Below are 23,199 nucleotides of genomic sequence, written 5' to 3' on the forward strand. Positions count from 1 at the left end.
TCATGTATTAAAGTGAAAAGGTATTCTTTTTCCTTAACATGATATGTATGTAGGCATCTTTCTGAACAGGACAAGAGTGTAATTTTATATAAATAGATGATTGCGGATGTATGGACAAGACAAGGCGCATACATTGAATGAAGAGAACTGAGAAGGGATGAGAAAACATGCTGCCTTCATATGATTTTTTTGTTCATCCAATGTACTTAGTGGAATTGAAAAAGGACATTTGGTCAGATAGTCCAGTGCCAGCAAAATTAACTTATGGAAAAAAGAAGTATGATATTGATATCGTATACCGAGGAGCTCATATTCGCGAATTTGAGAAAAAGTCTTATCATGTTATGTTTTATAAGCCTAAAAAATTTCAAGGTGCGAAAGAGTTTCATTTGAATTCGGAGTTTATGGATCCGTCTCTCATACGAAATAAATTATCTTTAGATTTTTTTCATGATATTGGTGTACTTTCGCCAAAATCACAACATGTATTTATAAAAATTAATGGTCAAATTCAAGGTGTGTATTTACAGTTAGAATCGGTTGATGAAAATTTTTTGAAAAATAGAGGATTACCGAGTGGTTCTATTTATTATGCGATAGATGATGATGCGAATTTTTCATTGATGAGTGAACGGGATAAAGATGTTAAGACAGAGCTCTTTGCGGGTTATGAATTTAAATATTCGAATGAAAATAGTGAAGAACAACTGAGTGAATTTGTATTTCAAGCGAATACTTTGACGAGGGAAGCCTATGAAAAAGAAATTGGGAAGTTTCTACATGTAGATAAATATTTACGATGGTTAGCAGGAGTTATTTTTACGCAAAACTTTGATGGTTTCGTTCATAACTATGCACTATATCATAACGATGAAACAAATTTATTTGAAGTTATACCGTGGGATTATGATGCGACTTGGGGGCGAGATGTACAAGGGAGACCACTTAGTCATGAATATATTCGCATTCAAGGGTATAATACGTTAAGTGCAAGATTGCTAGACATACCTGTATTTAGAAAGCAGTATCGAAGTATTTTGGAAGAAATATTAGAAAATCAATTCACAGTTTCGTTTATGAGGCCGAAAGTAGAAGGGTTGTGTGAATTGATTCGCCCATATTTACTACAAGATCCATACATGAAAGAAAAATTAGAAACATTTGATCAAGAGGCTGATATGATTTATGAATATATAAATAAAAGAAGAAAGTATATACAAGACCACTTACATGAATTAGATTAATTTTGAAAGAGATTGAAACGTTATCAATCTCTTTTTTTTGTATAATAAAGATGTATCAATAAAAATGAAGTAATATATTTGATAGAGAATGGGGATGCGGATATATGACGATTAAATGGATTGATTGGGTAAAACAAATACAATCTATAGCTCAAGCGGGTTTAACGTATTCTAAGGATGTGTATGATATTGAGCGTTTCCAGCAATTACGAGATATTTCTATTTCAATGATGTCACATTACACGAAAACAGATTGGGAAGTCGTAGAGAAATTATTTGCAAGTGAGACAGGCTATCAAACACCTAAAGTTGATATAAGAGCGGTTGTTTTTCAAAATGAAAAGTTATTATTTGTGAAAGAAAAAAGCGATGGGAAATGGGCATTGCCAGGTGGATGGGCTGATGTCGGTTACACGCCAACCGAAGTTGCAGCAAAAGAAGTTTTCGAAGAGACTGGTTATGAGGTAGATCATTTTAAGTTACTAGCTATATTTGATAAAGAAAAACATCAACCATCTCCATCGGCGACGCATGTATATAAGATTTTCATTGGATGCGAGATTATTGGTGGAGAAAAGAAAACTAGTATTGAAACAGAAGAGGTGGAGTTTTTTGGTGAAAATGAATTGCCTAATTTATCAATTGCTAGAAATACAGAAGACCAAATTAAAGAGATGTTTGCCTACATGAAAGACCCGCAGAAAGAGAAATTAATAGATTAATCCTGCTTGAATTGTACATATTGTTAAAATGAAGATATTGGCAGATTGCAGCCTTTATGTAATAATGGGAGGGTATGTGAAGAAAAAAGGAGATAAAAAAGAACATGTTAGCAAACATAATAGATCAGTTATTGCAATTTTTTGCAAGCTTAGGTTACTTTGGAGTAGCTCTTGCTTTAATGATTGAAGTAATCCCGAGTGAAATTGTACTTTCGTATGCTGGCTTTTTAGTAGCGAATGGTAAAATTAGTTTTGTGGGTGCAGTTATCGCCGGAACGATTGGTGGTACTTTAGCGCAAATCTTTTTATACTGGCTTGGATACTACGGAGGGCGTCCGGTTGTAGAGAAATATGGGAAATATCTACTTATTAATAAACATCATTTAGACATAGCGGAAGGTTGGTTTAAGCGTTATGGAGCAGGCGTAATATTTTCTGCGCGCTTTATCCCAGTAGTACGTCATGCGATCTCTATTCCAGCAGGACTAGCTAAGATGCCATTAAAACTATTTACACTTTATACGGTTGTAGCGATCATTCCATGGTCAATTCTATTTATATACTTAGGTGAAAAACTTGGTGGGAATTGGCGACAAATTAAAGAGTATGCATCTGATTACACACATTACATAATTATAGGAGCTGTTCTTTTTATTGCTCTATACTTTGGTTTGAAATATTTCAAAAAGAAAAAAGCAGCGCGTTAAAGTCAATGATTTTTCATTGGCTTTTTTTGTTTGTTTCGGTTCTAAAGAAAAGGAGTTGTCCATAATGTGTAATAATAAAGCGTAGCGGAGGAATGTGATGAAAGGGTCACCGTTTATACGTGGAACGATATTTTTAACGATGGCAACGATGATATCAAAAATGTTAGGGTTTATATATGTTATACCATTTACAGCGATGGTCGGTACGAGTGGTTACGTTCTATACACATATGCATATCGTCCTTATACCATCATGCTCAGTATAGCAACAATGGGATTACCGCTAGCTGTTTCAAAGATGGTATCAAAATATGATCAACTGAATGATTATCATACGGTTAAGAGAGTGTTGAAAAGTGGAATCGTGTTTATGTTTATAATGGGAGTCATTTCGTGTTTTACGTTATATATGCTAGCTCCGCATTTAGCTAAACTTGTCATCGATGGGAATGATCAAACGGGGAATAGTGTAGGAGCGGTTACTACTAATATTCGAATTGTAAGTTTTGCGTTAATACTTGTGCCAGTAATGAGTTTATTAAGGGGCTTCTTTCAAGGATTCCAATCGATGGGGCCTTCTGCATTAAGTGTAGTTGTAGAGCAATTTTTTCGGGTTTTAACCATTTTAATAGGAAGCTTTGTCGTTTTATATGTTTTAAAAGCTTCTGTTTCGCTAGCGGTTGGTATTTCAACGTTCGGTGCATTTATGGGAGCTGTAGGTGGATTAACTGTTTTAAGTGCGTATTATATAAGAAGGAGAAGGCACTTAAAGAAAAAAGAGATGGAAAGTATACCACAAACAACGAAATCTTTTTTCTCATTGTATAAGGAGCTCTTTACATATTCTATTCCTTTTGTTGTGGTGGGCTTAGCAATTCCGTTGTATCAGACGATTGATACATTTACAATTAATAAACTACTTATACAAATAGGGTATATGCAAGGAGAAGCGGAAAAAATTAATGCGATAATTGGTCTTGTTCAAATGGTTGTACTTATCCCGGTATCCGTTGCGACAGCTTTTAGTATGTCTCTCGTACCAGAGATGACGAAAGCTTATACAGCAGGAAATACGAAGCTATTGTACAAACATTTTACGAGAACAAATGTATTAGTAGTAGCAATTACGGTACCGGCGGCAATTGGAATGATGGTGTTAGCCAAACCTGTATATACTCTTTTATTCGGTGCTGGAAATGATCCAGAGATGGGGAGAATCATTTTACAGTATTATGCTCCTGCTTGCATACTATTTTCTCTTTTTACAGTAACGGCTGCTATGCTACAAGGAATCAATCAACAGCAGAAGACGGTGCTAGGACTAGTGATTGGAATTATTGTGAAGATAGTTTTAAATATTGTATTGCTTCCGTATTTCGATTATGTAAGTTTTATCATTTCAACATACGCGGGCTATACGATTTCAGTCGGGTTTAACTTGTGGATGCTTTCTAAATATGTTATAAAGGCAACATAAGCTTTTAAGGCAGAGAGCACTCTGTCTTTTTCTATGTTTATCCCGCTTTAACGGGCAGTGAGACCCTCACCGCACAATTCAGCGAAAGAAAAGAAGTTTGGTTGGGGGCGGATAACTCGTAAAAGCCCGATTTGTAAGGGCTAATAATTAGTGAGGATGAAGCCCTCCACTGATTAAAGTTTCACTTTATAATATTTTTCTTATAAAAACGTTTTCAAAATAATTTTTCTATTGAAATTTAAACGTATGTTTCATATGCTGAGAATGGCGGTTTAAAAACTGTGATTTAAGAGAGGTAGATTCCTACATGTAAAAAGAATCGGGGTGATAGTATGTTAAATATATATTTAACAGACCGAAACGGAAAACTACAAGAGATTGAGGAAATGCAAAAGGGGTGCTGGATTAATGTACTTCATCCAACAGAAGAAGAAATTCAATATCTAGTACAAACTTTAAATGTAGACTTAGATTTCATTAAAGACCCTTTGGATGATGAAGAACGCTCTCGTATTGAAAAGGAAGACAATAATACTTTAATTATCGTGGATATTCCGACAGTTAGACATGATGAAGAAGGAAATTCGATTTATGACACGATTCCAATAGGTATGATTGTGATGCCGGATTGTTTTGTTACAATCTGCTTAGAAGAGAATCCAATTTTTGAACGTTTTATTAATCAACGTATTAAAGAATTTTATACGTTTAAGAAGACGCGCTTTGCACTTCAGCTCTTATATACGATTTCTACTTATTATTTAAGATACTTAAAGCAAATAAATCGAAAAACAATTGATTTAGAGCATCAATTAAATCAGTCAATGAAAAATAAAGAGATTTTCACATTGTTAGGCCTTGAGAAAAGTTTAGTATACTTTACAACGTCATTAAAGGCTAATAAAATTGTAATTCAAAAGTTAATGCGTAATAGTACATTTTTAAAAATGTATGAAGACGATCAAGATTTATTAGAAGATGTATTAATTGAAAATAAACAGGCTATTGAAATGGCGGAAATATATAGTCACATTTTAAGTGGAATGATGAATACTTTTAGCTCCGTTATATCAAATAATTTAAATAGTGTTATGAAACTGTTAACGTCAATTACGATCATTTTATCTTTACCGACGATGGTTTCTAGTTTCTTTGGAATGAACGTAAAGGTTCCGTTTGAAGGGGAAGCCCACGGTTTTGTAATTGTACTCATCATATGTGTAACACTATCTTTCACGTTAGCTTTTGTTTTTTGGAAGAAACGTTACTTTTAACGATAAGAAAGCTGCTCTAGCATAGTTATATAACTACGCTAGAGCAGCTTTTTTGCTATGAAATCTCAAATTTTGAATAGAATATAACTTGTACAATGTAATGTATATAAAGGGTATGTATGCCATATAAACCTTGTTCAATTAATGAAATGGGGTTAAAATTACATATTGTTAATGAAAAGTTGGAGGAAATACATCATGGAATTGTTTCAATTACCGAAAGCATTCCTGCAAATGAATACAATTTTTATCTCCATATTGATCGAAGCACTTCCTTTCGTGCTCATTGGTGTATTTATTTCAGGATTCATTCAAATGTTCGTGACAGAAGATATGGTGGCAAAATGGATGCCGAAGAACCGATTTCTGTCTGTTTTATTAGCTACTTTTTTAGGTATGTTGTTTCCAGGTTGTGAATGTGGAATTGTTCCGATTGTAAGACGATTAATTGGAAAAGGCGTTCCACCATACGCAGGGATTGCATTTATGTTAACTGGACCTATTATTAATCCAGTTGTATTATTTGCTACTTATGTTGCCTTTGGGAGTAGTATGCACATGGTATGGTATCGTTCTATTGTAGCGATTATCGTAGCCATTATCGTTGGAATTATATTATCCTTTGTGTTTAAAGAACATCAATTAAGAGATGATCACTTCCCAGAAGTGAATAATAAGCGTCCACTGCGTAAAAAAATGTGGGATGTATGTACACACGCTGTTGAGGAATTCTTCTCAATGGGAAAATATTTAGTACTAGGTGCGTTAATTGCAGCAGCGGTACAAACGTTTGTACAAACTTCAACACTTCTTGCTATTGGACAAGGTCCGTTTTCTTCATCAGCTGTTATGATGGGACTTGCTTATATATTATCACTTTGTTCAGAGGCAGATGCATTTATCGCTTCTTCGTTCCAAAGTACGTTTTCAACAGCTTCACTTGTCGCGTTCCTCGTTTACGGACCGATGGTGGATATTAAAAATATGTTTATGATGCTTGCGACATTTAAAACTAAATTTGTAATTGTTGTTATAGTTACAGTTACTCTTGTTGTTTATGCAAGCTCACTACTCATTTATGCGATGGGGTGGTAGGTTATGTTTCGAGCATATATATTATTAGGTTTTACAATATTAATTGCGCAGCTTCATATTTCCGGTAACATTACGAAGTATATCAATATGAAGTATGCCTATTTATCAACAACAGCAGCAATTATTTTAGGTTTCTTAACGATTATACAAATTATCGTCGTTTTCCAAAAAGAGCACCAAAAGGAAAAAGAGAAAAATGATTGCAGTTGTGACCATAGCCATTGCGGGCATGATCATTCAAAAGATGAGAATACATGGTGGAAAAAAGCATTTTCGTACTCCTTGTTTTGTTTTCCAATTATCTCAGGGTTATTTTTCCCAATTGCGACGTTAGATTCGGATATTGTTAAAGCGAAAGGATTTCACTTTCCTGTTGCACAAGCAGAAAGTAAGGATCCATTTATGACAAGACAATTTCTAAGACCTGATACGAGCATTTATTACGGGAAAGAAGGATACCGTGGTGTAATGGAAAAAGGGAAGAAAGAGTTTGTTACGAAAGACAATATTAATTTGAAAGATGAAGACTTCCTAAAGGGTATGGAAACAATTTATAATTATCCTGGCGAGTTTACTGGGAAAAAATTATCTTTTAAAGGGTTTGTTTTTAGGGATGATTCTTCTAAAAAAGAACAATACTTCTTATTCCGTTTCGGTATTATACATTGCGTAGCAGATTCTGGTGTGTATGGTATGTTAGTGAAAAAGCCAGAAGGCGTAGAGTGGAATAATGATGACTGGATTCAAGTAGAAGGAGAGATAACTACTGAGTTTTATCAGCCGTTTCATGCGAATATTCCTGTATTAGAAGTAACAAAATGGAATAAAGTTGAACAGCCGAAAGAACAATATGTATTTAGAGGAGCCGATTGATAAAATCGGTTCTTTTTTGTGGACTAAAAGTTCTGAATGTTGTTAATATTAAACGTGTAGTTCATTTAGTATAGTGATTATTGAAATATTAGGGATAAATCATTAAAGGGGTGATAACAATGACAGAAGTAAAGGGGAAAACAGCCAATGAGTCAAGGGTGTTCAAAACGAGCCGAGTATTCCCAACAGATTTAAATGATCATAACACGCTATTTGGTGGGAAGATATTAGCGGAGATGGATATGGTTGCTTCTATTTCAGCATCCAGACATTCGAGAAAGGAATGTGTCACAGCATCTATGGACTGGGTCGATTTCTTACATCCTGTTCGTTCTTCAGATTGTGTTAGTTATGAATCTTTCGTAATTTGGACGGGAAGAACTTCGATGGAAGTGTTTGTGAAGGTAGTAGCTGAAGATTTAATTTCAGGTGAGAAGCGTATAGCGGCAACGTCATTCGTTACTTTTGTTGCACTTAGTAAGGAAAATAATCCAGTTCCAGTACCGCGTGTTATCCCTGAAACAGAAGAAGAGAAAGAATTACATCGTATTGCTGTGTTACGTGCAGAACAGCGTCATATACGTAAGGCAGAGAGTAAGAAAGTAGCCACATTGTTAACCTTTTGAGATGAATATTTAGCCATTTAAGTTACTATAGCAGTCGGAAATGGTTTTAAAATGAAAAGCGGACACCTAAAAATAGGTGTCCGCTTTTATAGTTTTTTCATCCACATATCATATGACAGTAGCTACTTAGCAGAAGCAAGCAGCACCGACGATGATTAAGAGGATAAATAATACGACTAATAGCGCAAATCCATTACCATGTGCGAAGCCCATTGTTATTTCCTCCTTTTATTTTAAGATACAACATACAATATGCAAATGAGCTATTGTTTGATATGGACATATATCATGCAATGACATATTTTCTTGAATGATAATGTAATAAAAAAGGGAAGATATAGAAATAACAGTAAGTGGAGAAAGGAATTTATCCATGAAGCACTTTTTCGCTATAATCCTTTGTTTAATAGGTGTATTCATTTGGATGAACATCGATGTGGAAATGGGGAAGGAAATGGCTAGTGAATATGAATTAGGACAAGTTCGATTAGGTGAATTTCAATTATATACGAACGGTGAAGAGTTATATAGAAAATTATTTGAGGATATAAACGATGCAGAAAAGTATATATATATCCATTTTTATATTGTAGGAAAAGATGAAATAAGCCAAGAGTTTTTACAGTTATTAGAGAAAAAAGCATCTAGCGGAGTAGAAGTGAAATTGTCAGTCGATCGGATAGGTGGATATAAGCTGAAGAAAAAGGTAATTAGCCGATTAAAGGAAAACGGTGTGAAGTTTACATTTAGTAAAAAACCGAAACTGAAAAATGTGTTCTATTCTTTGCATCAACGGAATCATAGACGTATTGTTACGATAGATGGAAAGGTATCATACGTCGGTGGTTTTAATATCGGAAAGGAGTACCTTGGACAAAATCCAAAGTTTGGGCCATGGCGTGATTATCACGTGCGCATCCATGGTGAGGGTGCAGCGGATATGGAAAGAAAGTTCGCCGAAGATTGGAAAGAAGATACAGGAGAAAAAATGCCTATACATGAAAGTATACCTACATTAGGGAATGTGAAATATCAATATTTATTTTCAAATGGAAAAGGCTTATGGGAAAAGTATGGGGCACTTTTAAAAAAGGCTAAAAAGTCTTTAATTATCGCTACACCATATTTTGTACCAAGTAAAGAAATGGTGAAAGAGTTAAAAGCTGCATTAAATCGTGGTGTTAATGTGAAAATTCTCGTGCCATTTAAAAGTGATGCCATATTGTTAAAACAAGCTGCCTATCCATATTTGAAAGATATGTTACATGCTGGAGCGGAGATTTATCAATATCGAAATGGATTTTTTCATGGGAAAGTAACAATTATTGATGGAGAAATTGTTGATATTGGGACAGCGAATTTTGATAATAGAAGTTTTTATTTAAATTGTGAGTCTAACTGTATCATATATGATAAAACAGTTGTTGATGAAGTATGGAGTCGATTACAGGTAGACTTTCATAAATCAAAACGATTTTCTGAAGAAGATTTTGAGAAAATTAGTAGATGGGATTGGTTTTTAGCGAGAATAGCGAATGTTTTAGCATCATATTTATAGTATATGGACAAAAGAGAAGGGAGGCGCTTTAATGGACTGTATGAAAGAATTAATGAAATATAGTTATATGCTAATATACAAGGTTGGAGAGTATGCTGGAAAGGTCAGAGACGAAGAATTAAAAAATCTATTACAGCACCATTTACCATATATGTTACAAGCATATAATGAACAAGTAAATTTTCAAGAAGGAGAGAATGTGCAGCATATAACCTGTGAAACAATGGAGTTTGATTTGCATGAAATGGGAAAGGAAACAGTTAGTAAATATACAGGGGATATTCATATTGCAACCAGTTATATTGCGCATTTGAAACGATTAGCTTTAAAGTTTGCTCAAGTTGCAGTGGAAGTTGCTAACCCAGAGTTTCGCTCATTTTTGGAAAATTGTTTCCTGAAAATGAACCGTTACGCTTATAGTGTGTGGCAATATGTTATGAAGAAGGAATATAAGATTACACATCTGTATGAAAATGAAAAGTTTGCATGAGAAACTAAGGCGAAATGGTATGCGCCTTAGTTTTTTTACGTCCATTGAGAGAAAAAACTAGTTTTATTGTGTATCGATTGGAAATGAAATATATAAATTAAAATTCGGTTTTGTTATCGGAAAATTTACAAAAATTTACCGTATATTTACTGTTTTTCAATCTCTCCTTTAAAAATAGAGAGTAATATGAGGTTGTACATATTCTATCACAAGGAGGAAACGCAAATGAACAAATGGGTTAAATCATTAACTGCTATGGCACTTGCAAGTTCTTTATTAATGGTAGGTTGTAGTAAAGGTGAGGACAAGAAGAAAGAAGACGACACAACAACACAACAAGAGGACAAAAAGGATAAAGAAACAAGCGGAACCGAGAAGTCTACTGATTCTAAAGAAAAGAAATAAAGTAATAATAAAGCTTCCTCTTATATATGAGGAAGTTTTTTTGTTGTAAATTGACTGAGATTATTGAAAAATAGAAAGAGAATGAAAGAGGGGGAAAACAAATGAAAGTATGTATATTGGGAGCAACAGGACGAGTAGGTTCAAACATAATTAATTTAGCATTAAAGGATTCAGCTGAAGTGACTGCATTAGCGCGTGATTTAAATAGAATAGAAATACAACATGAAAGGTTAAGAGTGATAGAAGGGAATGTATTGAACGAAAATGATATAAAGAAAGCGATAGAAGGAAGTGATATAGTAATTAGTGCACTTGGAACGGATCAAAATGGAACATTAGCGAAGAGTATGTCACAAATTATAAAGAAAATGGAAGAAGATGGGATTCGCAGGATCATAACAATAGGAACAGCTGGTATTTTAAAAGCAAGAACAGATCTAAATTTATATCGTTTTCAATCAACGGAATCAAAAAGGAAAACGACAACGGCAGCGGAAGATCATTTGGCTGCATATAAGGTACTAAGTAATAGTAATAATTTATGTTGGACAGTTGTTTGTCCGACACATTTAATAGATGGTGAGGCGACAGAGGTATATCGAACTGAAAAAGATATATTGCCAGAGGGTGGATCAAAAATTACAGTGGGTGATACAGCACACTTTGCATGGGATCTATGTAAGAAAAATATATATGAAAATAGTCGAGTAGGTATTGCATATTAAAAAACCATCCCGAAGTCGGGATGGTTAAAAGATGATATAACACAAGAAGATGATAATCATAATGATTTGGAGAATTGCTTTCGCTACTGTACTGCTTAAAAAACCAACTACAGTAGCGACTCCAACTAGAAAAGCATCTTTTGGCGATTTTTTATGTACTAGTTCTGTTATAAATACTGATAAGAACGGTATGATAATAAGTCCGAATGGTGGGAAGAAGAACGAGCCGACAATGATAGAAATCATTCCGACACGTTCACCCCATTTAGAACTACCGTATTTTTTTAAGAAATATCCATTTGCAATAAAATCAGCAACGAAAATGAAAAGAGTGAAAATGACTTGAATAATCCAAAAAGAAGTTGTTAATTCGCCTCCATTTATACCGAAATGGTAAATCAAATATCCAGCCCAGACAGCTAGTATGCCAGGGATAATTGGATAAATAAAGGCGAGAAATGAAACAACGAAACAGGCAATGATACAAATTGTTAATAAAACAGTCACTTTATAGCTCCTTTTTAATATCTAGTTTATGTACAGCAACTTTTTTGACTTGATGTCCATCAAGTTCTAATACTTTAAATTGAAAACCAGCATATTCAATGGAATAGCCAGCTTCAATATTTAAGTCAACTGCTTGAGAGAGAAGCCATCCTCCGATTGTATCTAAATCACTATCATCAATATGTAGGCCAAACATATCATTTACTTCAGAAATAAGCACCTTTCCGTCTAAAACAGTAAGCTTAGGTGTACGCTTTTCAATCATAGGTGATTCATCAGCATCGAATTCATCTTGAATTTCTCCAATGATTTCTTCAAGAATATCTTCCATCGTTAAAAGTCCGGCAGTACCACCATATTCATCCATAACGATTGCCATCTGAACGCGATTTTTTTGAAGGTGGACTAACGTTTTACGAATTGGAACTGTTTCAAATACAGTTAGAACAGGATGTATATAAGATTCAAGTGGTTTATAAATACCTTTCGTTTGATCATGGAATACTTCTTTCGTATTGATCATCCCAATGATATCATCTTTATCTTTTTCAATGATTGGATAGCGTGTATATTTTTCAGTAGCGACGATATCCATATTTTCTTCTAACGTATTTTCAGTAGACAAGCAAATCATTTCGGTACGAGGAACCATAATTTCTTTCGCAACTCGATCATCAAATTCAAAAATGTTATTTACATATTTATATTCGGTTTGGTTTATTTCACCGCTTTTAAAACTTTCACCTAAAATGAGTCGCAATTCCTCTTCAGAATGAGCAAGTTCACTTTCCTTCGCAGGTTCTAATCCGAGTAGTTTTGTGAAAAATATAGCTGTACTATTGAGTAGCCAAATGAATGGATACATAATTTTATCAAATAAAATAAGCGGTCTTGCAAATTTGAGTGTGATTGCTTCTGCTTTTTGAATTGCGAAAGACTTTGGAACTAATTCACCTAATACAACGTGGAAAAATGTAATAACACTAAAAGCAATAACAAAAGATAAAGTGTTAGCCATTGTTCCAGTAATATTAATTTTTTCAAAGAGCGGTCGTAGTATATGTTCCACAGTCGGTTCACCAAGCCAACCAAGCCCTAAAGAAGTGATTGTAATTCCGAGCTGACAAGCTGATAAATAAACATCTAAATTAGATAGGACGCTTCTTGCAGCTAAAGCTTGTTTATTACCTTCATTTGCAAGTTGGTCAATTCGACTTTTTCGTACTTTTACAACAGCGAATTCTGATGCAACGAAAAAGCCAGAAATAAGAATAAGTACAAAGATGAGAAAAATATTTAATATGTCCAAGCGTGTTCTCCATTCCAAGGTCTGGAATAAAGATGTCACCTCCTGCAATTATGTTATACTTTTATAATAAATCCAAATGAAAAGAATAGTCAAAGGAAAAGGGTAAATATTGGTATGTTTCTGTAATAGTTTTTGAATTTGCTGTTATTTTGTCCGCTATACAAAAGGAATAACCCCCTACTTTTAGATTATAGAGGGTTATTTTAAATTAAGGTTTTGGAACACTTCTCGTTAAAGTGTATGACTGTTGCTTGGAGTAGTTTGTGGTCCATAGTGTTTGAAGGAAAGAAAGTATGCTATATGGGATATAGAGTAGTAATAAGCCAATTGTAACAATTATAGGTGAATTTCCGCCAAATTGAACGATAAATTGTAACAGTCCATTTGCATGAAAAACGCATTCCATAAAAACGAATGAAAGAATAATGGAACCTAAAATTGATTTATGATTCGAAGTAAGCGCCAAAAACAATGTATCCACAAGAAAAGAATCATGTTTTATTTCATATTCATTTGTGTTTTTTAAGAAAGGAATCCATTTTTTTACTGCTTGCATAACGATAATCATGGAAGTACTACATACGATGATAAATGATGAGTAGTAAGGAAGGTTTATAAATTGTGCGATGTATAGAAGTAGTAATAAGACTGAACATTGTAATACTACAGTGCAAAAAGAGTAAGGTATCCATTTCAATACAGTAGTAAACTTTTTAAACGAGTTAGGTACTTTGAAAAATAAATGGCCGATACCCAAACTTATGAAAAATCCGATCGCAAGGGTAAAAGTAAAACGAACAATCGATATAAAATATATTTCCCATATGTAAGGGAATAATGGTGTTGAATGATTAGAAGTATGTATCATTTGGTTTGCTGAGAAAAAGATAGATTCATGCATCCAATCAACCTTTGGAATTGATATAGAAGAAAGCTGTGCGAAGTTTTGAAAAATGCTAATAAATCCATTTTGATAAGAGTAATTGTGTGTAATAAAAAGAGCTGGAATAGGACTTATGGCAAAAATAACAATAACACCAATTATAAATTTACATATATGTGAGCGTAATAAGGACATATAACCACCTACTCTTAGAATATTCAGAAAATTCTTATTCTTATTTTAGCTTTTTTTGAAAGAAGTTACAATATATTTTTCATTTAGTAATTCAGAGAGAAGATTTGATAGCAAAAATATACAAGTGAAGGATTCATGAATAAATTATGACAAGAAAATGAATAATTTTCAGAAAAATAAAATAAATTATTTATTTTTTTCTGAAAATATAATATAGTTATGGCACAGAAAGTATTTTAACATAAGGAGGCTTTTTATGAGGATTAAAGGGAATTACGTGCCGAAAAGGGAAGTTTTACTGTGCTCAAGTTCGATTACGATTGGGGAAGCGTTAGAGCATTTAAATAAAACGGGGTATCGCTGTGTACCAGTTTTAGATGAAAAAAAAGAGAAATTTTTAGGGAATATATATAAAGTAGATATTTTAGAATATAAAGGATCACTTGATGAGAGTGTAATACAATTATTAAACGATAAAGAAGGATTTGTGAGAGAAGATTCATCTTTCTTTAAAGTATTTTTTACAATAAAAAAATTGCCTTATTTATCAGTAGTTGACGAAAAAGGGGTTTTCCTTGGAATTTTAACGCATAAAAAAGTTTTTGAGTTATTAGAGGATGCATGGGGCGTTCACTCTAGTAAATACTCTGTCATGATTGGAACGCAAGACTATAATGGAGCAATCCAAAAATTATCGACAGTTTTAAAGAAATACACTGGTATTCAAAGTTTGATGACTTTTGATAATGATGCCTTATTAGTTCGTAGAATTATGTTTACATTAGGAGAAGAGTTTAACGACGGTGAATTAGAGACATTATTGAAAGATTTAGAAGATCACGGATTTAGAGTTGTGTATGTGGAAGAGATGAAAAATCCACGTGAAGTTGAAACGATAGAGTAACATAACAAAAGCCATCTAATTATATATTAGATGGCTTTTGTATGTTACGTGTATAAAGTTATTTGAAAATAACAATTGAATAATAGGTGAGATTGTAACAATATTTGTGTAAGAGAATAAAAAATGTAGATAATTTCGATTTTCAAAAAAATCAATTTGAAAATATGTTTTTATTTTGCAAATAAATATGTTACTATATGTGTGATAAAAACAAAGAGGTCTGACATCTACACTCCACGTAATAACACTCTAATGATTTGAAAATTCAAAAAAATCAAAATTCAAAATAATAATTGTATTAATGATTAGAGTAAAAATAAGGGGAATGGAGAAATTATGGAGAAAGACACTGCTTTGTAAGGGGCATATTTTATCATCTTGAGCAGAGAGGAGGATGCATAGCATATTGTAAAATATAGAGATAAACAATGAAAAAGTGCTATGCAAATGAAGAGCATGAAGGGACGTTTAAGGCCAGGTGATACGGTAGCAATTGGTTTAATGCTATTTGCATTATTTTTAGGAGCAGGAAATTTAATTTTTCCGCCAGTTTTAGGTCAACAAGCAGGAGAGAATGTTTGGATTGCTACAATAGGATTCCTTGTAACGGGAGTCGGATTACCCCTACTAGCTGTAACAGCTGTCGCGTTTGTAGAGGGGGACTTGAAAGCGCTATCTTCTAGAGTCCACCCTATATTTGCGTTTATTTTCCCATTGATTAGTTATTTAGCAATTGGACCATTTTTCGCGATTCCTCGTACTGGAGCTGTTTCGTTTGAAATGGGTATGAAGCCGTTTTTATCAGAGGCAATGGTTTCAGAGTGGTACATGCTATTTCTTTTCACGATAGTTTTCTTCGGAATAACGTGGTATTTATCATTAAATCCATCTAAATTAGTGGATTGGTTCGGAAAGTTTCTTACACCATTATTAGTATTAATTGTCGCTGTTATTGTCGGAAAGGCAATTATTGATCCAATTGGAGAGCCAGCTGCGCCGTTAGCTGCTTACAAAGAAAATGCTTTCTTTGGTGGATTTATTCAAGGATATTTAACGATGGATGCAATTAGCGCGCTCGTATTCGGAATTGTCGTTGTACAAGTTATCCGCTCTAAAGGGATAAAAGAGAGTAGTCAAATTGCAAAAATAACAGTAGTATCAGGTATTATTGCTGTACTTGGTTTAACGTTAATTTATTTATCACTTGCTTATCTTGGTTCAACAAGTACATCACTTGGTATCTCAGAAAACGGTGGCCTTATTTTAACGAATGTTGTAAATGAGCTATATGGGACGAGTGGTAAAATTTTATTAGGGCTTGTTATTATACTCGCTTGTTTAACAACTTCTGTTGGGTTAACATCTGCGTGTGCAGGTTTCTTTACAAACTTATTCCCAAAACTTTCGCATAAAACGATTGTAACAATGGTATGTGTATTTAGTTTAATTGTATCTAACCTAGGTTTAACACAATTAATCGCAGTAACATTACCTGTGTTAATGATCATTTATCCAGTTGCAATTGTATTAATCGTACTTTCGTATTTCCATAAGTGGATTGGGAAGCGTAATACAATTTATATTGGAGCTATTTTAGGTGCATTGTTAATTAGTTTCTTTAACGGTTTAGAAAGTGCGAAAATTAAAATTGACGCGATTTCTAATGTACTACAAATGTTACCGTTATATAACGAAGGAATCGGATGGTTAATTCCATCATGTATTGGCGGGATTCTTGGTTTCTTCTTCTATAAATCAAATGAATCAAGTGAATTACAAAAGAAAGGTGCTTAGGCACCTTTCTTTTTTTGAAGGGGATTTTTGTATTTTGTCTAAGTAATAATTGGGGGGAATGATAAATGGCTAATTTTGAAGATTTTTTAAATTTGGATTTGAGAATTGGAACTGTAATACATGCAGAGGAATTTAAAGAAGCGAGAGTACCAGCGATTAAACTAGCAATAGATTTTGGAGAAATCGGGATAAAGCAGTCAAGTGCTCAAATTACGAAAAGGTATATTCCAGAAGATTTAATCGGTCAACAAATCGTTGCTGTTGTAAACTTTCCACCAAAGCGTGTAGCTGGATTCAAATCAGAAGTGCTTGTGCTTGGTGGTGTTCCTGAAGCTGATGATGTTGTGTTACTTCAGCCTAATATGGAATTGCCAAATGGAACAAAAATTAGCTAGGGTGAAGGTAGGGGCTAATATGGATATCGGACGAGAATATTTGCAATGTGCGATTTCGAACTTTAAAGCAACAAAGAAACAAGGGGAACGGGCACTTTCTCAATTATCATATGAACAAATACAATGGTCTTCTCATGAAGAAACAAATAGTATAGCGATTATTATTAAGCATCTGCACGGTAATATGCGTTCTAGATGGACGGATTTTTTAACGTCTGATGGTGAAAAAACAGATCGTAATCGAGATGGTGAATTTGAAGGATGCTATCATTCAAAAGAAGAAACCCTTATAGCTTGGCAAGAAGGATGGAAATATGTTTTTAATACGATGAATACTTTAACGCCGGAACACTTATTGAAGACGGTATACATTCGCGGTGAAGCACATACTGTCATGCAAGCAATTGAAAGGCAAATTTCTCATTATGCATTGCATATTGGTCAGATTATTTACATTGGGAAGATGTTAAAAGAAAATGAGTGGGAATGTTTAAGTATTCCGAGAGGTCAGTCTGCGCGTTATGTAGAGAAAAAACGTTCAACATAATAATAAGAAAGAAACCGATAAAAAATAGGAAAAAAGAAAGTCAGCCAAATAATAGATGGTTCTGTAATCATAAGAATACTGCCAAAAATAAGTCCATATATAATAAGAAAGAAATTGAAAAGTGTATTCACAGGGAGAAATCGTGAGATAAATACTTGCTGTCGTTTAAAACAATCACTGTGAAATAAATAAAAGCGGAAGTACCATGTGGCTGTAATAAGGTCTTTCTTTCTCACAATTCTTTTTTTGCATGTATGACAGATAAATGGTGGTTGCATTTCATTACGCTCCATTTTTTATTTTCATAATAATGTGAGACAAAAGTAGGTACAAAGTGTATGTTCCTATATACGCTCCTGCAATAAGGAAAAATGGATTCAGTAAAATTCCATGAATGCTCGTCATGAAAACTAAATCTTGTATTAAAACATCGTATATATTAATGGAAATAATTGTACCAAGTACATATAGTGCCAAGTACGCAGAAATATGTAGCACAATAGAGATTTTTGGTTGCTTAGCGGACAAATAAAAAATGAATGATAGAGCGATTGGTAATATTCCTATTAATAGCTTCAATTCATTTCACCTCATTAACAATATAGCCGAAATTTTAACGGTCTATTCTCTAGGGCTTGTACATAACTTGAAATAGAGAGGTGATAGTATGAATCGGGGCTTTTTTTTTATGAAGTTTACAAATATGCGTAAGTTAGTTTTATTTGTTATTACTACAGTGCTAGCGACTTTTTTTCTTATTAGTCTGATGGTAACCTCTATGAAAGAGACAAAGTCAACGTATTTATATAATTGGTTAAATGAGTTATCGATGAATGGTTACATGTATGTACTTGGAAAAGAGAATCATTATTTTACACAGGAGTATCGAAATTTGAATCAAGATTTTTCAATTTCTTCTTTTCTCTTTTCTATGGCTACAAATATTCGCTTTAATGATGTACGCAGTTTTGTCGGGAAAGAGCTCCCGGGATTTGGTAAGTACGATACAGAAATTGTTATTGCGGGTGAGGGTACAAATTATTCTAACTTACCGATAGAGTCGAGTGTTCCTCTTGAAGAAGTAGTGAAGGAACGGACTAGTGGAACTGGACAAGCACCTAAACAAGATACGAATAAAGAGAAAAAACAGCCGTCCCAAACGACTGGGAAGAGACAAGTTGCGTTTATTTATCATACACATAGCTGGGAATCTTATTTACCTTTACTTAACTTAACGAATGACCCGAATCCGAATAAAGCAACGAGTTCTGTGTCGAATATTTCTATATTAGGAGATCGTTTCCGTGAACAACTAGAAGGTGAAGGGATTGGGGCTACTAACGATAAGAGTGATGTTGGTCAAAAGTTAATAAGTAAAGGTTTAAACAGTAATAGTTCGTATAAAATGTCACGAGAAATTGTGCAGCAAGCTATGGCTGGAAATAAAGATCTTCAATACTTTTTTGATTTGCATCGTGATAGTGCCCGAAAGAATGTAACGACAAAAACAATTGGAGATAAATCATATGCAAAGCTTGCATTTGTAGTAGGGAAAGGAAATAAAAACTATGAAAAAAACTTACAATTAGCGACAGCTTTACATGAGGCGATTAATAAGAAATATCCAGGAGTGAGCCGTGGGGTCATTCAAAAAGGGTTCCAGACAGGAAATGGAATCTATAATCAAGACCTATCAGGACAAGCGATATTAATAGAAGTTGGTGGTGTAGATAATACAGAGGAAGAATTGAATCGATCAATTGATGCACTTGCTAAAGCATTTGGTGAATATTTTTGGCAGGCAGAAAAAGTGAATGGATAAAGTGAATGGATAAAGTGAAACGTGAATTAGCCAGGACATCTATCGATAATTATTAGCTCACTTCAATCTTGGAAAAACGTAAGTGTAATGCTTGCGTTTTTTCTTTGTAATGGTGAGATGTCACAGAATAGACATAATTTGTCGTTGTTATAGTAATATCGAAATTTGTCAATTTATAGTAGGAGATTTACAAAGGGATTTTCGAGAAAGTAGAGAAAATCTTTTTATAAGGAAAACTTTTTATTATGAAACTGGTAGGGTGATTGAAGTGATTAGAGAGATCGAAATAGAAGATGCAGCATCATTTTTACAATTAAGTAAGCAATTAGATGAAGAAACGAAGTTTATGTTATATGAACCAGGAGAAAGAAAAACTACAGCTGAGCAACAAGAAAAAATAATCGATCGATTTATAGAAAATGAATATGCAACAATATTTGTAGCAGTTGAAGATGAGAGGATAGTAGGTTTTATATTAGTGAATGGAAATAACATTCAAAGAAAGAGACATGTGGCAACCATTGTAATTGGTATTTTGCAAGAGTATAACGGGCGAGGTATTGGGACGAGATTGTTTAAAGAGGTTGAGAAGTGGGCAAAATTACATGATGTATGGCGTTTAGAATTAACAGTAATGGCCCACAATACAAGAGCTCAGACACTATATAAAAAAGCTGGATTTGAGAAAGAAGGTGTCAAAAAAGCTGCTCTTATTATCGATGGAAAGTGCATCGATGAGTATGAAATGGCCAAATTATTAAAATAAGAGGTCGTTATATGAAAAAAAGATGGGCACTACTTGGTATTGTAGCTGCAATAATTATTGTTGGAGTAGCAGGAATCAATTATAAAATGTATAAGGATAAGCAGGCGCGGGAAGTAAGTGTAAATAGCATATTTCCGAAAGCGAAAGAAACGATTGCTAATATGGATGGGGATATTGCGGTAATTAATAATCCGAATTCAATGCTTGTACTTGTAAATAAAAGTAGGCGTTTACCAGATGGGTATAGACCGCCAGATTTAGTTATTCCGAAAGTGCGCTACTCTAGTGAAGGTGATCAAGAAAAGAAAAAGATGAGAAAAGAGGCAGCGAGGGCGCTTGAGGATATGTTTCAGCAGGCTGACAACGAGCGTATTTTTCTTTTTGCAGTTTCTGGATTTAGATCTTTTGATCGACAAAAAGCATTAAATACGATGTATAAAAAACAAGACGGGGAAGCAAAAACAGCAATGTCTAGCGCGGTTCCTGGCACAAGTGAGCATCAAACTGGACTAGCTATGGATATTACGTCTCAATCTGCTAAATTTCAGTTAGAGACAGTTTTTGGGGAAACGAAAGAAGGTCAGTGGCTTTCTGAAAATGCCCATAAATTTGGTTTTGTGGTTCGATACACAAAAGCGAAAGAAACGATTACGGGCTATCGGTATGAACCATGGCACGTAAGGTATGTGGGAAATCCACAAGCTACATATTTGTATGATAATCAACTGACGCTTGAAGAAGTAACAGAGTGAACAATTGAGGGGAGAGATGTACAATGACGATGTTATATAAGAAAAAAGTACATGCATATATTACAAGAGAACAAGAGGGGGTTATGCAATTACTTGTTTTTAAACATCGTGATATACATGAAGCTGGTATTCAAGTGCCAGGGGGAACGGTTGATGAAGGTGAAACGTTAGAAGCTGCTATATTGCGTGAAGTACAGGAAGAATCCGGATTGCGTCATTTATGCATAGAGCGGTTTTTAGCAGATTACATTATACATATGAAAGAAAAACAGGAGTATGAAAAACGCCACTTTTTCCATGTAACTTTACTAACAGATGTAAAGGATACTTGGGAACATATTGTAAGTGCTGGTGAGGAAGATAAAGGATTAGTATTTTGCTATGAATGGGTTGATATTGCAAAATGCCCTGAATTAGCTGGGAAACAAGGTGAGTTTTTACATTTATTAGATGAAGTATACGCACAGTAATGTAAGAGTCTGAAGCGAAGGTTAATCCGTTTCAGACTTTTTTTATTTTTCGGGAAATTAAAGGTGTTTAAATAAGAGTATTGAATTTCTTTAAAGGGATATTAATTTAGGATGTGTTGAGATGAAAAATTGAAAAAGTAAGGGGTATATGTTAAAAAAGTTCATATAAGGGAGAATATAAATGGAAATTCAGTTTAATTCAATCTTAAAAAAGGAATTAACAATTCAAGATATTCAAAATGAAATGGAATCTGGAAAGCTAACTTCAAAAGAGCTAGTGATGTATTATCTCTATAGAATTGCAAAGTATGATCAAGACGGGCCGAAAATCAATTCAATTTTAGAAATCAATCCAGATGCTATTTTTATTGCAGAAGCGTTAGATTATGAAAGAAAGACAAACGGCGTAAGGGGACCATTGCATGGAATACCTGTTTTGCTTAAGGATAATATTGAAACGAATGACTTCATGCATACAAGTGCAGGTACAATAGCTCTAGAACAAAATATAAGCAGTGAAGATGCATTTCTCGTTACTAAACTGCGAGAAGCAGGGGCAGTGATAATAGGAAAAACGAATATGACAGAATTAGCAAATGCAATGTCTTTTGAAATGTGGGCTGGATATAGTGCAAGAGGTGGTCAAACAATCAATCCATATGGAACGGGCAAGGATCATATGTTTGTTGGCGGATCTAGTACAGGATCTGCAATAGCAGTTGCTGCTAACTTTACAGTAGTATCTGTTGGGACAGAAACCGATGCTTCTATTTTGAGCCCCGCTGTTCAAAATTCTGTAGTAGGTATTAAACCGACTGTCGGTTTAATTAGTCGTAGAGGAATTATTCCATTTACTTATTCGCAAGATACAGCTGGACCATTTGCTAGAACGGTAACCGATGCTACTATTTTGCTAGGGAGTTTAACTGGAGTGGATGAGAAAGATGTAGTTACTCACAAAAGTGACGGTAGGGCATATCGGGATTATACATCTTACCTTGATGCAAATGGTTTAAATGGAGCGAAGATTGGTGTGTTTAACGATGCACCAAAAGATTATTACGAAAATGGTGAGTATGATGAAATCTTGTTTAAGGAAACGATCCAAGTATTACGTAATGAAGGAGCGACAGTAGTAGAAAATATTGATATTCCTTCTTTTCATAGAGAATGGAGCTGGGGAGTTCCGCTTTATGAGCTGAAGCATAGTTTAGATAACTATCTTACTAAATTACCTTCTACTATCCCGGTACATTCTATTTCGGAGTTAATGGAGTTTAATAAAAACATAGCAGAAAGAGCTTTAAAATATGGACAAACTAAGTTAGAGGGAAGAAAAGATTTTCCTAATACGTTACGAAATCCAGAATATTTAAATGCGAGATTAGAAGATATATATTTTTCTCAAGAACAAGGCATTGATTTTGCATTGGAAAAATATAATCTTGATGCGATACTGTTTCCTTCCTATATAGGTTCTACTATATGTGCGAAAGCGGGTTATCCGTCTATAGCAATACCAGCAGGGTATATGGAAAGCGGGAGGCCTTTTGGAATTACCATTGCAAGCAATGCCTTTAGTGAAGGGATATTAATTAAATTAGCTTATGCTTTTGAACAAGCGACAAAGCATAGAAAAATCCCCAACTTATCATGAAT

At 34.1% G+C, this 23,199-nt stretch carries 27 protein-coding genes; 21 read left to right on the top strand and 6 right to left on the bottom strand.

From position 1 onward, the window contains the following. Positions 1–167: 167 nt before the first annotated feature. From cotH to ACX9TM_RS10575, 8 genes are all read left to right on the top strand, one after another. Positions 168–1,244, top strand: coding sequence for a spore coat protein CotH (gene cotH / locus ACX9TM_RS10540; RefSeq protein WP_065382093.1), 1,077 nt, complete (start codon positions 168–170; stop codon positions 1,242–1,244). A gap of 104 nt (positions 1,245–1,348) precedes the next feature. Continuing rightward, positions 1,349–1,966, top strand: a complete 618-nt coding sequence (locus ACX9TM_RS10545; protein WP_000153584.1) for an NUDIX hydrolase N-terminal domain-containing protein — start codon at positions 1,349–1,351, stop codon at positions 1,964–1,966. Positions 1,967–2,070: 104 nt separating this feature from the next. Continuing rightward, positions 2,071–2,673 carry an undecaprenyl phosphate transporter UptA gene (uptA, locus tag ACX9TM_RS10550; RefSeq protein WP_000880691.1) on the top strand — a complete coding sequence of 201 codons (603 nt, stop codon included), beginning with the start codon at positions 2,071–2,073 and terminating at the stop codon, positions 2,671–2,673. Between the two features lie 97 nt (positions 2,674–2,770). Beyond that, complete coding sequence (locus ACX9TM_RS10555) at positions 2,771–4,150, top strand: putative polysaccharide biosynthesis protein (RefSeq protein WP_000678845.1); 1,380 nt, start codon at positions 2,771–2,773, stop codon at positions 4,148–4,150. A 332-nt stretch (positions 4,151–4,482) separates the two neighbouring features. Then, positions 4,483–5,424: a magnesium transporter CorA family protein gene (locus tag ACX9TM_RS10560; protein WP_000932389.1), complete on the top strand. Its 942-nt coding sequence runs from the start codon at positions 4,483–4,485 to the stop codon at positions 5,422–5,424. A gap of 198 nt (positions 5,425–5,622) precedes the next feature. After that, the gene (locus ACX9TM_RS10565; protein WP_065382092.1) at positions 5,623–6,519 is read left to right on the top strand and encodes a permease; all 897 of its coding nucleotides are present in this window, start codon (positions 5,623–5,625) and stop codon (positions 6,517–6,519) included. 3 nt (positions 6,520–6,522) lie between these two features. Beyond that, the gene (locus tag ACX9TM_RS10570) at positions 6,523–7,392 is read left to right on the top strand and encodes a TIGR03943 family putative permease subunit (RefSeq protein ID WP_000488043.1); all 870 of its coding nucleotides are present in this window, start codon (positions 6,523–6,525) and stop codon (positions 7,390–7,392) included. 119 nt (positions 7,393–7,511) lie between these two features. After that, a complete protein-coding gene (locus tag ACX9TM_RS10575; RefSeq protein ID WP_000141164.1) occupies positions 7,512–8,018 on the top strand; it encodes an acyl-CoA thioesterase in 507 nt (168 codons plus the stop codon). A 126-nt stretch (positions 8,019–8,144) separates the two neighbouring features. Here ACX9TM_RS10575 and ACX9TM_RS10580 read toward each other — a convergent pair whose 3' ends face one another. Next, positions 8,145–8,231 (bottom strand): YjcZ family sporulation protein, encoded by an 87-nt coding sequence (locus tag ACX9TM_RS10580; RefSeq protein WP_000505094.1) that lies wholly within the window; start codon positions 8,229–8,231, stop codon positions 8,145–8,147. A 160-nt stretch (positions 8,232–8,391) separates the two neighbouring features. Here ACX9TM_RS10580 and cls point away from each other — a divergent pair, with 160 nt between their 5' ends. The 4 genes from cls to ACX9TM_RS10600 all read left to right on the top strand — a co-directional run bounded on the left by cls (position 8,392) and on the right by ACX9TM_RS10600 (position 11,196). Beyond that, positions 8,392–9,576 (top strand): cardiolipin synthase, encoded by a 1,185-nt coding sequence (gene cls, locus ACX9TM_RS10585; RefSeq protein ID WP_002023919.1) that lies wholly within the window; start codon positions 8,392–8,394, stop codon positions 9,574–9,576. A 31-nt stretch (positions 9,577–9,607) separates the two neighbouring features. Then, the gene (locus ACX9TM_RS10590) at positions 9,608–10,066 is read left to right on the top strand and encodes a spore coat protein (protein WP_000340527.1); all 459 of its coding nucleotides are present in this window, start codon (positions 9,608–9,610) and stop codon (positions 10,064–10,066) included. Between the two features lie 225 nt (positions 10,067–10,291). Next, a complete protein-coding gene (locus tag ACX9TM_RS10595) occupies positions 10,292–10,471 on the top strand; it encodes a hypothetical protein (RefSeq protein WP_001045960.1) in 180 nt (59 codons plus the stop codon). A 101-nt stretch (positions 10,472–10,572) separates the two neighbouring features. Beyond that, entirely contained in the window at positions 10,573–11,196 is a 624-nt protein-coding gene (locus ACX9TM_RS10600) for an NAD(P)-dependent oxidoreductase (protein ID WP_065382091.1), read from the top strand. A 24-nt stretch (positions 11,197–11,220) separates the two neighbouring features. On the opposite strand, the gene ACX9TM_RS10605 is transcribed toward ACX9TM_RS10600, so the two are convergent. The 3 genes from ACX9TM_RS10605 to ACX9TM_RS10615 all read right to left on the bottom strand — a co-directional run bounded on the left by ACX9TM_RS10605 (position 11,221) and on the right by ACX9TM_RS10615 (position 14,090). Continuing rightward, positions 11,221–11,703, bottom strand: a complete 483-nt coding sequence (locus tag ACX9TM_RS10605; protein ID WP_000217339.1) for a DUF456 domain-containing protein — start codon at positions 11,701–11,703, stop codon at positions 11,221–11,223. A 1-nt stretch (position 11,704) separates the two neighbouring features. Next, positions 11,705–13,012, bottom strand: a complete 1,308-nt coding sequence (locus tag ACX9TM_RS10610; protein WP_000353738.1) for a hemolysin family protein — start codon at positions 13,010–13,012, stop codon at positions 11,705–11,707. A gap of 208 nt (positions 13,013–13,220) precedes the next feature. Next, entirely contained in the window at positions 13,221–14,090 is an 870-nt protein-coding gene (locus tag ACX9TM_RS10615; RefSeq protein ID WP_000055268.1) for a hypothetical protein, read from the bottom strand. A 256-nt stretch (positions 14,091–14,346) separates the two neighbouring features. Here ACX9TM_RS10615 and cbpA point away from each other — a divergent pair, with 256 nt between their 5' ends. The 4 genes from cbpA (at position 14,347) to ACX9TM_RS10635 (ending at position 17,730) form a co-directional block, all read left to right on the top strand. Beyond that, positions 14,347–14,994, top strand: coding sequence for a cyclic di-AMP binding protein CbpA (cbpA, locus tag ACX9TM_RS10620; protein ID WP_001220526.1), 648 nt, complete (start codon positions 14,347–14,349; stop codon positions 14,992–14,994). A 456-nt stretch (positions 14,995–15,450) separates the two neighbouring features. Continuing rightward, on the top strand, positions 15,451–16,788 hold the full coding sequence (brnQ4, locus tag ACX9TM_RS10625; protein ID WP_011110049.1) for a branched-chain amino acid transport system II carrier protein BrnQ4: 1,338 nt from the start codon (positions 15,451–15,453) through the stop codon (positions 16,786–16,788). 65 nt (positions 16,789–16,853) lie between these two features. Next, positions 16,854–17,183: a chaperone CsaA gene (gene csaA, locus ACX9TM_RS10630; RefSeq protein ID WP_001263013.1), complete on the top strand. Its 330-nt coding sequence runs from the start codon at positions 16,854–16,856 to the stop codon at positions 17,181–17,183. Next, positions 17,164–17,730: a DUF1572 domain-containing protein gene (locus tag ACX9TM_RS10635; protein ID WP_000435830.1), complete on the top strand. Its 567-nt coding sequence runs from the start codon at positions 17,164–17,166 to the stop codon at positions 17,728–17,730. The genes csaA and ACX9TM_RS10635 overlap by 20 nt, the downstream gene beginning before the upstream one ends. Here ACX9TM_RS10635 and ACX9TM_RS10640 read toward each other — a convergent pair. Together ACX9TM_RS10640 and ACX9TM_RS10645 are read right to left on the bottom strand one after the other, a co-directional pair. Next, complete coding sequence (locus ACX9TM_RS10640) at positions 17,703–18,008, bottom strand: hypothetical protein (RefSeq protein WP_002164560.1); 306 nt, start codon at positions 18,006–18,008, stop codon at positions 17,703–17,705. The genes ACX9TM_RS10635 and ACX9TM_RS10640 overlap by 28 nt on opposite strands. 4 nt (positions 18,009–18,012) lie before the next feature. Next, entirely contained in the window at positions 18,013–18,309 is a 297-nt protein-coding gene (locus ACX9TM_RS10645) for a hypothetical protein (protein WP_000770738.1), read from the bottom strand. A gap of 88 nt (positions 18,310–18,397) precedes the next feature. Between ACX9TM_RS10645 and spoIIP the strand changes: the two genes are divergently transcribed. The 5 genes from spoIIP to ACX9TM_RS10670 all read left to right on the top strand — a co-directional run bounded on the left by spoIIP (position 18,398) and on the right by ACX9TM_RS10670 (position 23,197). After that, positions 18,398–19,552: a stage II sporulation protein P gene (gene spoIIP, locus ACX9TM_RS10650; RefSeq protein ID WP_001079278.1), complete on the top strand. Its 1,155-nt coding sequence runs from the start codon at positions 18,398–18,400 to the stop codon at positions 19,550–19,552. Between the two features lie 268 nt (positions 19,553–19,820). Further along, on the top strand, positions 19,821–20,318 hold the full coding sequence (locus tag ACX9TM_RS10655) for a GNAT family N-acetyltransferase (RefSeq protein WP_000617568.1): 498 nt from the start codon (positions 19,821–19,823) through the stop codon (positions 20,316–20,318). 11 nt (positions 20,319–20,329) lie between these two features. Beyond that, complete coding sequence (locus tag ACX9TM_RS10660; RefSeq protein WP_000747649.1) at positions 20,330–21,070, top strand: M15 family metallopeptidase; 741 nt, start codon at positions 20,330–20,332, stop codon at positions 21,068–21,070. 23 nt (positions 21,071–21,093) lie between these two features. Beyond that, positions 21,094–21,540, top strand: a complete 447-nt coding sequence (locus ACX9TM_RS10665) for an NUDIX hydrolase (RefSeq protein ID WP_000178293.1) — start codon at positions 21,094–21,096, stop codon at positions 21,538–21,540. A gap of 181 nt (positions 21,541–21,721) precedes the next feature. Then, positions 21,722–23,197 carry an amidase family protein gene (locus ACX9TM_RS10670; protein ID WP_065382147.1) on the top strand — a complete coding sequence of 492 codons (1,476 nt, stop codon included), beginning with the start codon at positions 21,722–21,724 and terminating at the stop codon, positions 23,195–23,197. The last annotated feature ends 2 nt before the right edge of the window (positions 23,198–23,199 follow it).

The sequence above is a fragment of the Bacillus sp. LH1 genome (assembly GCF_057924895.1).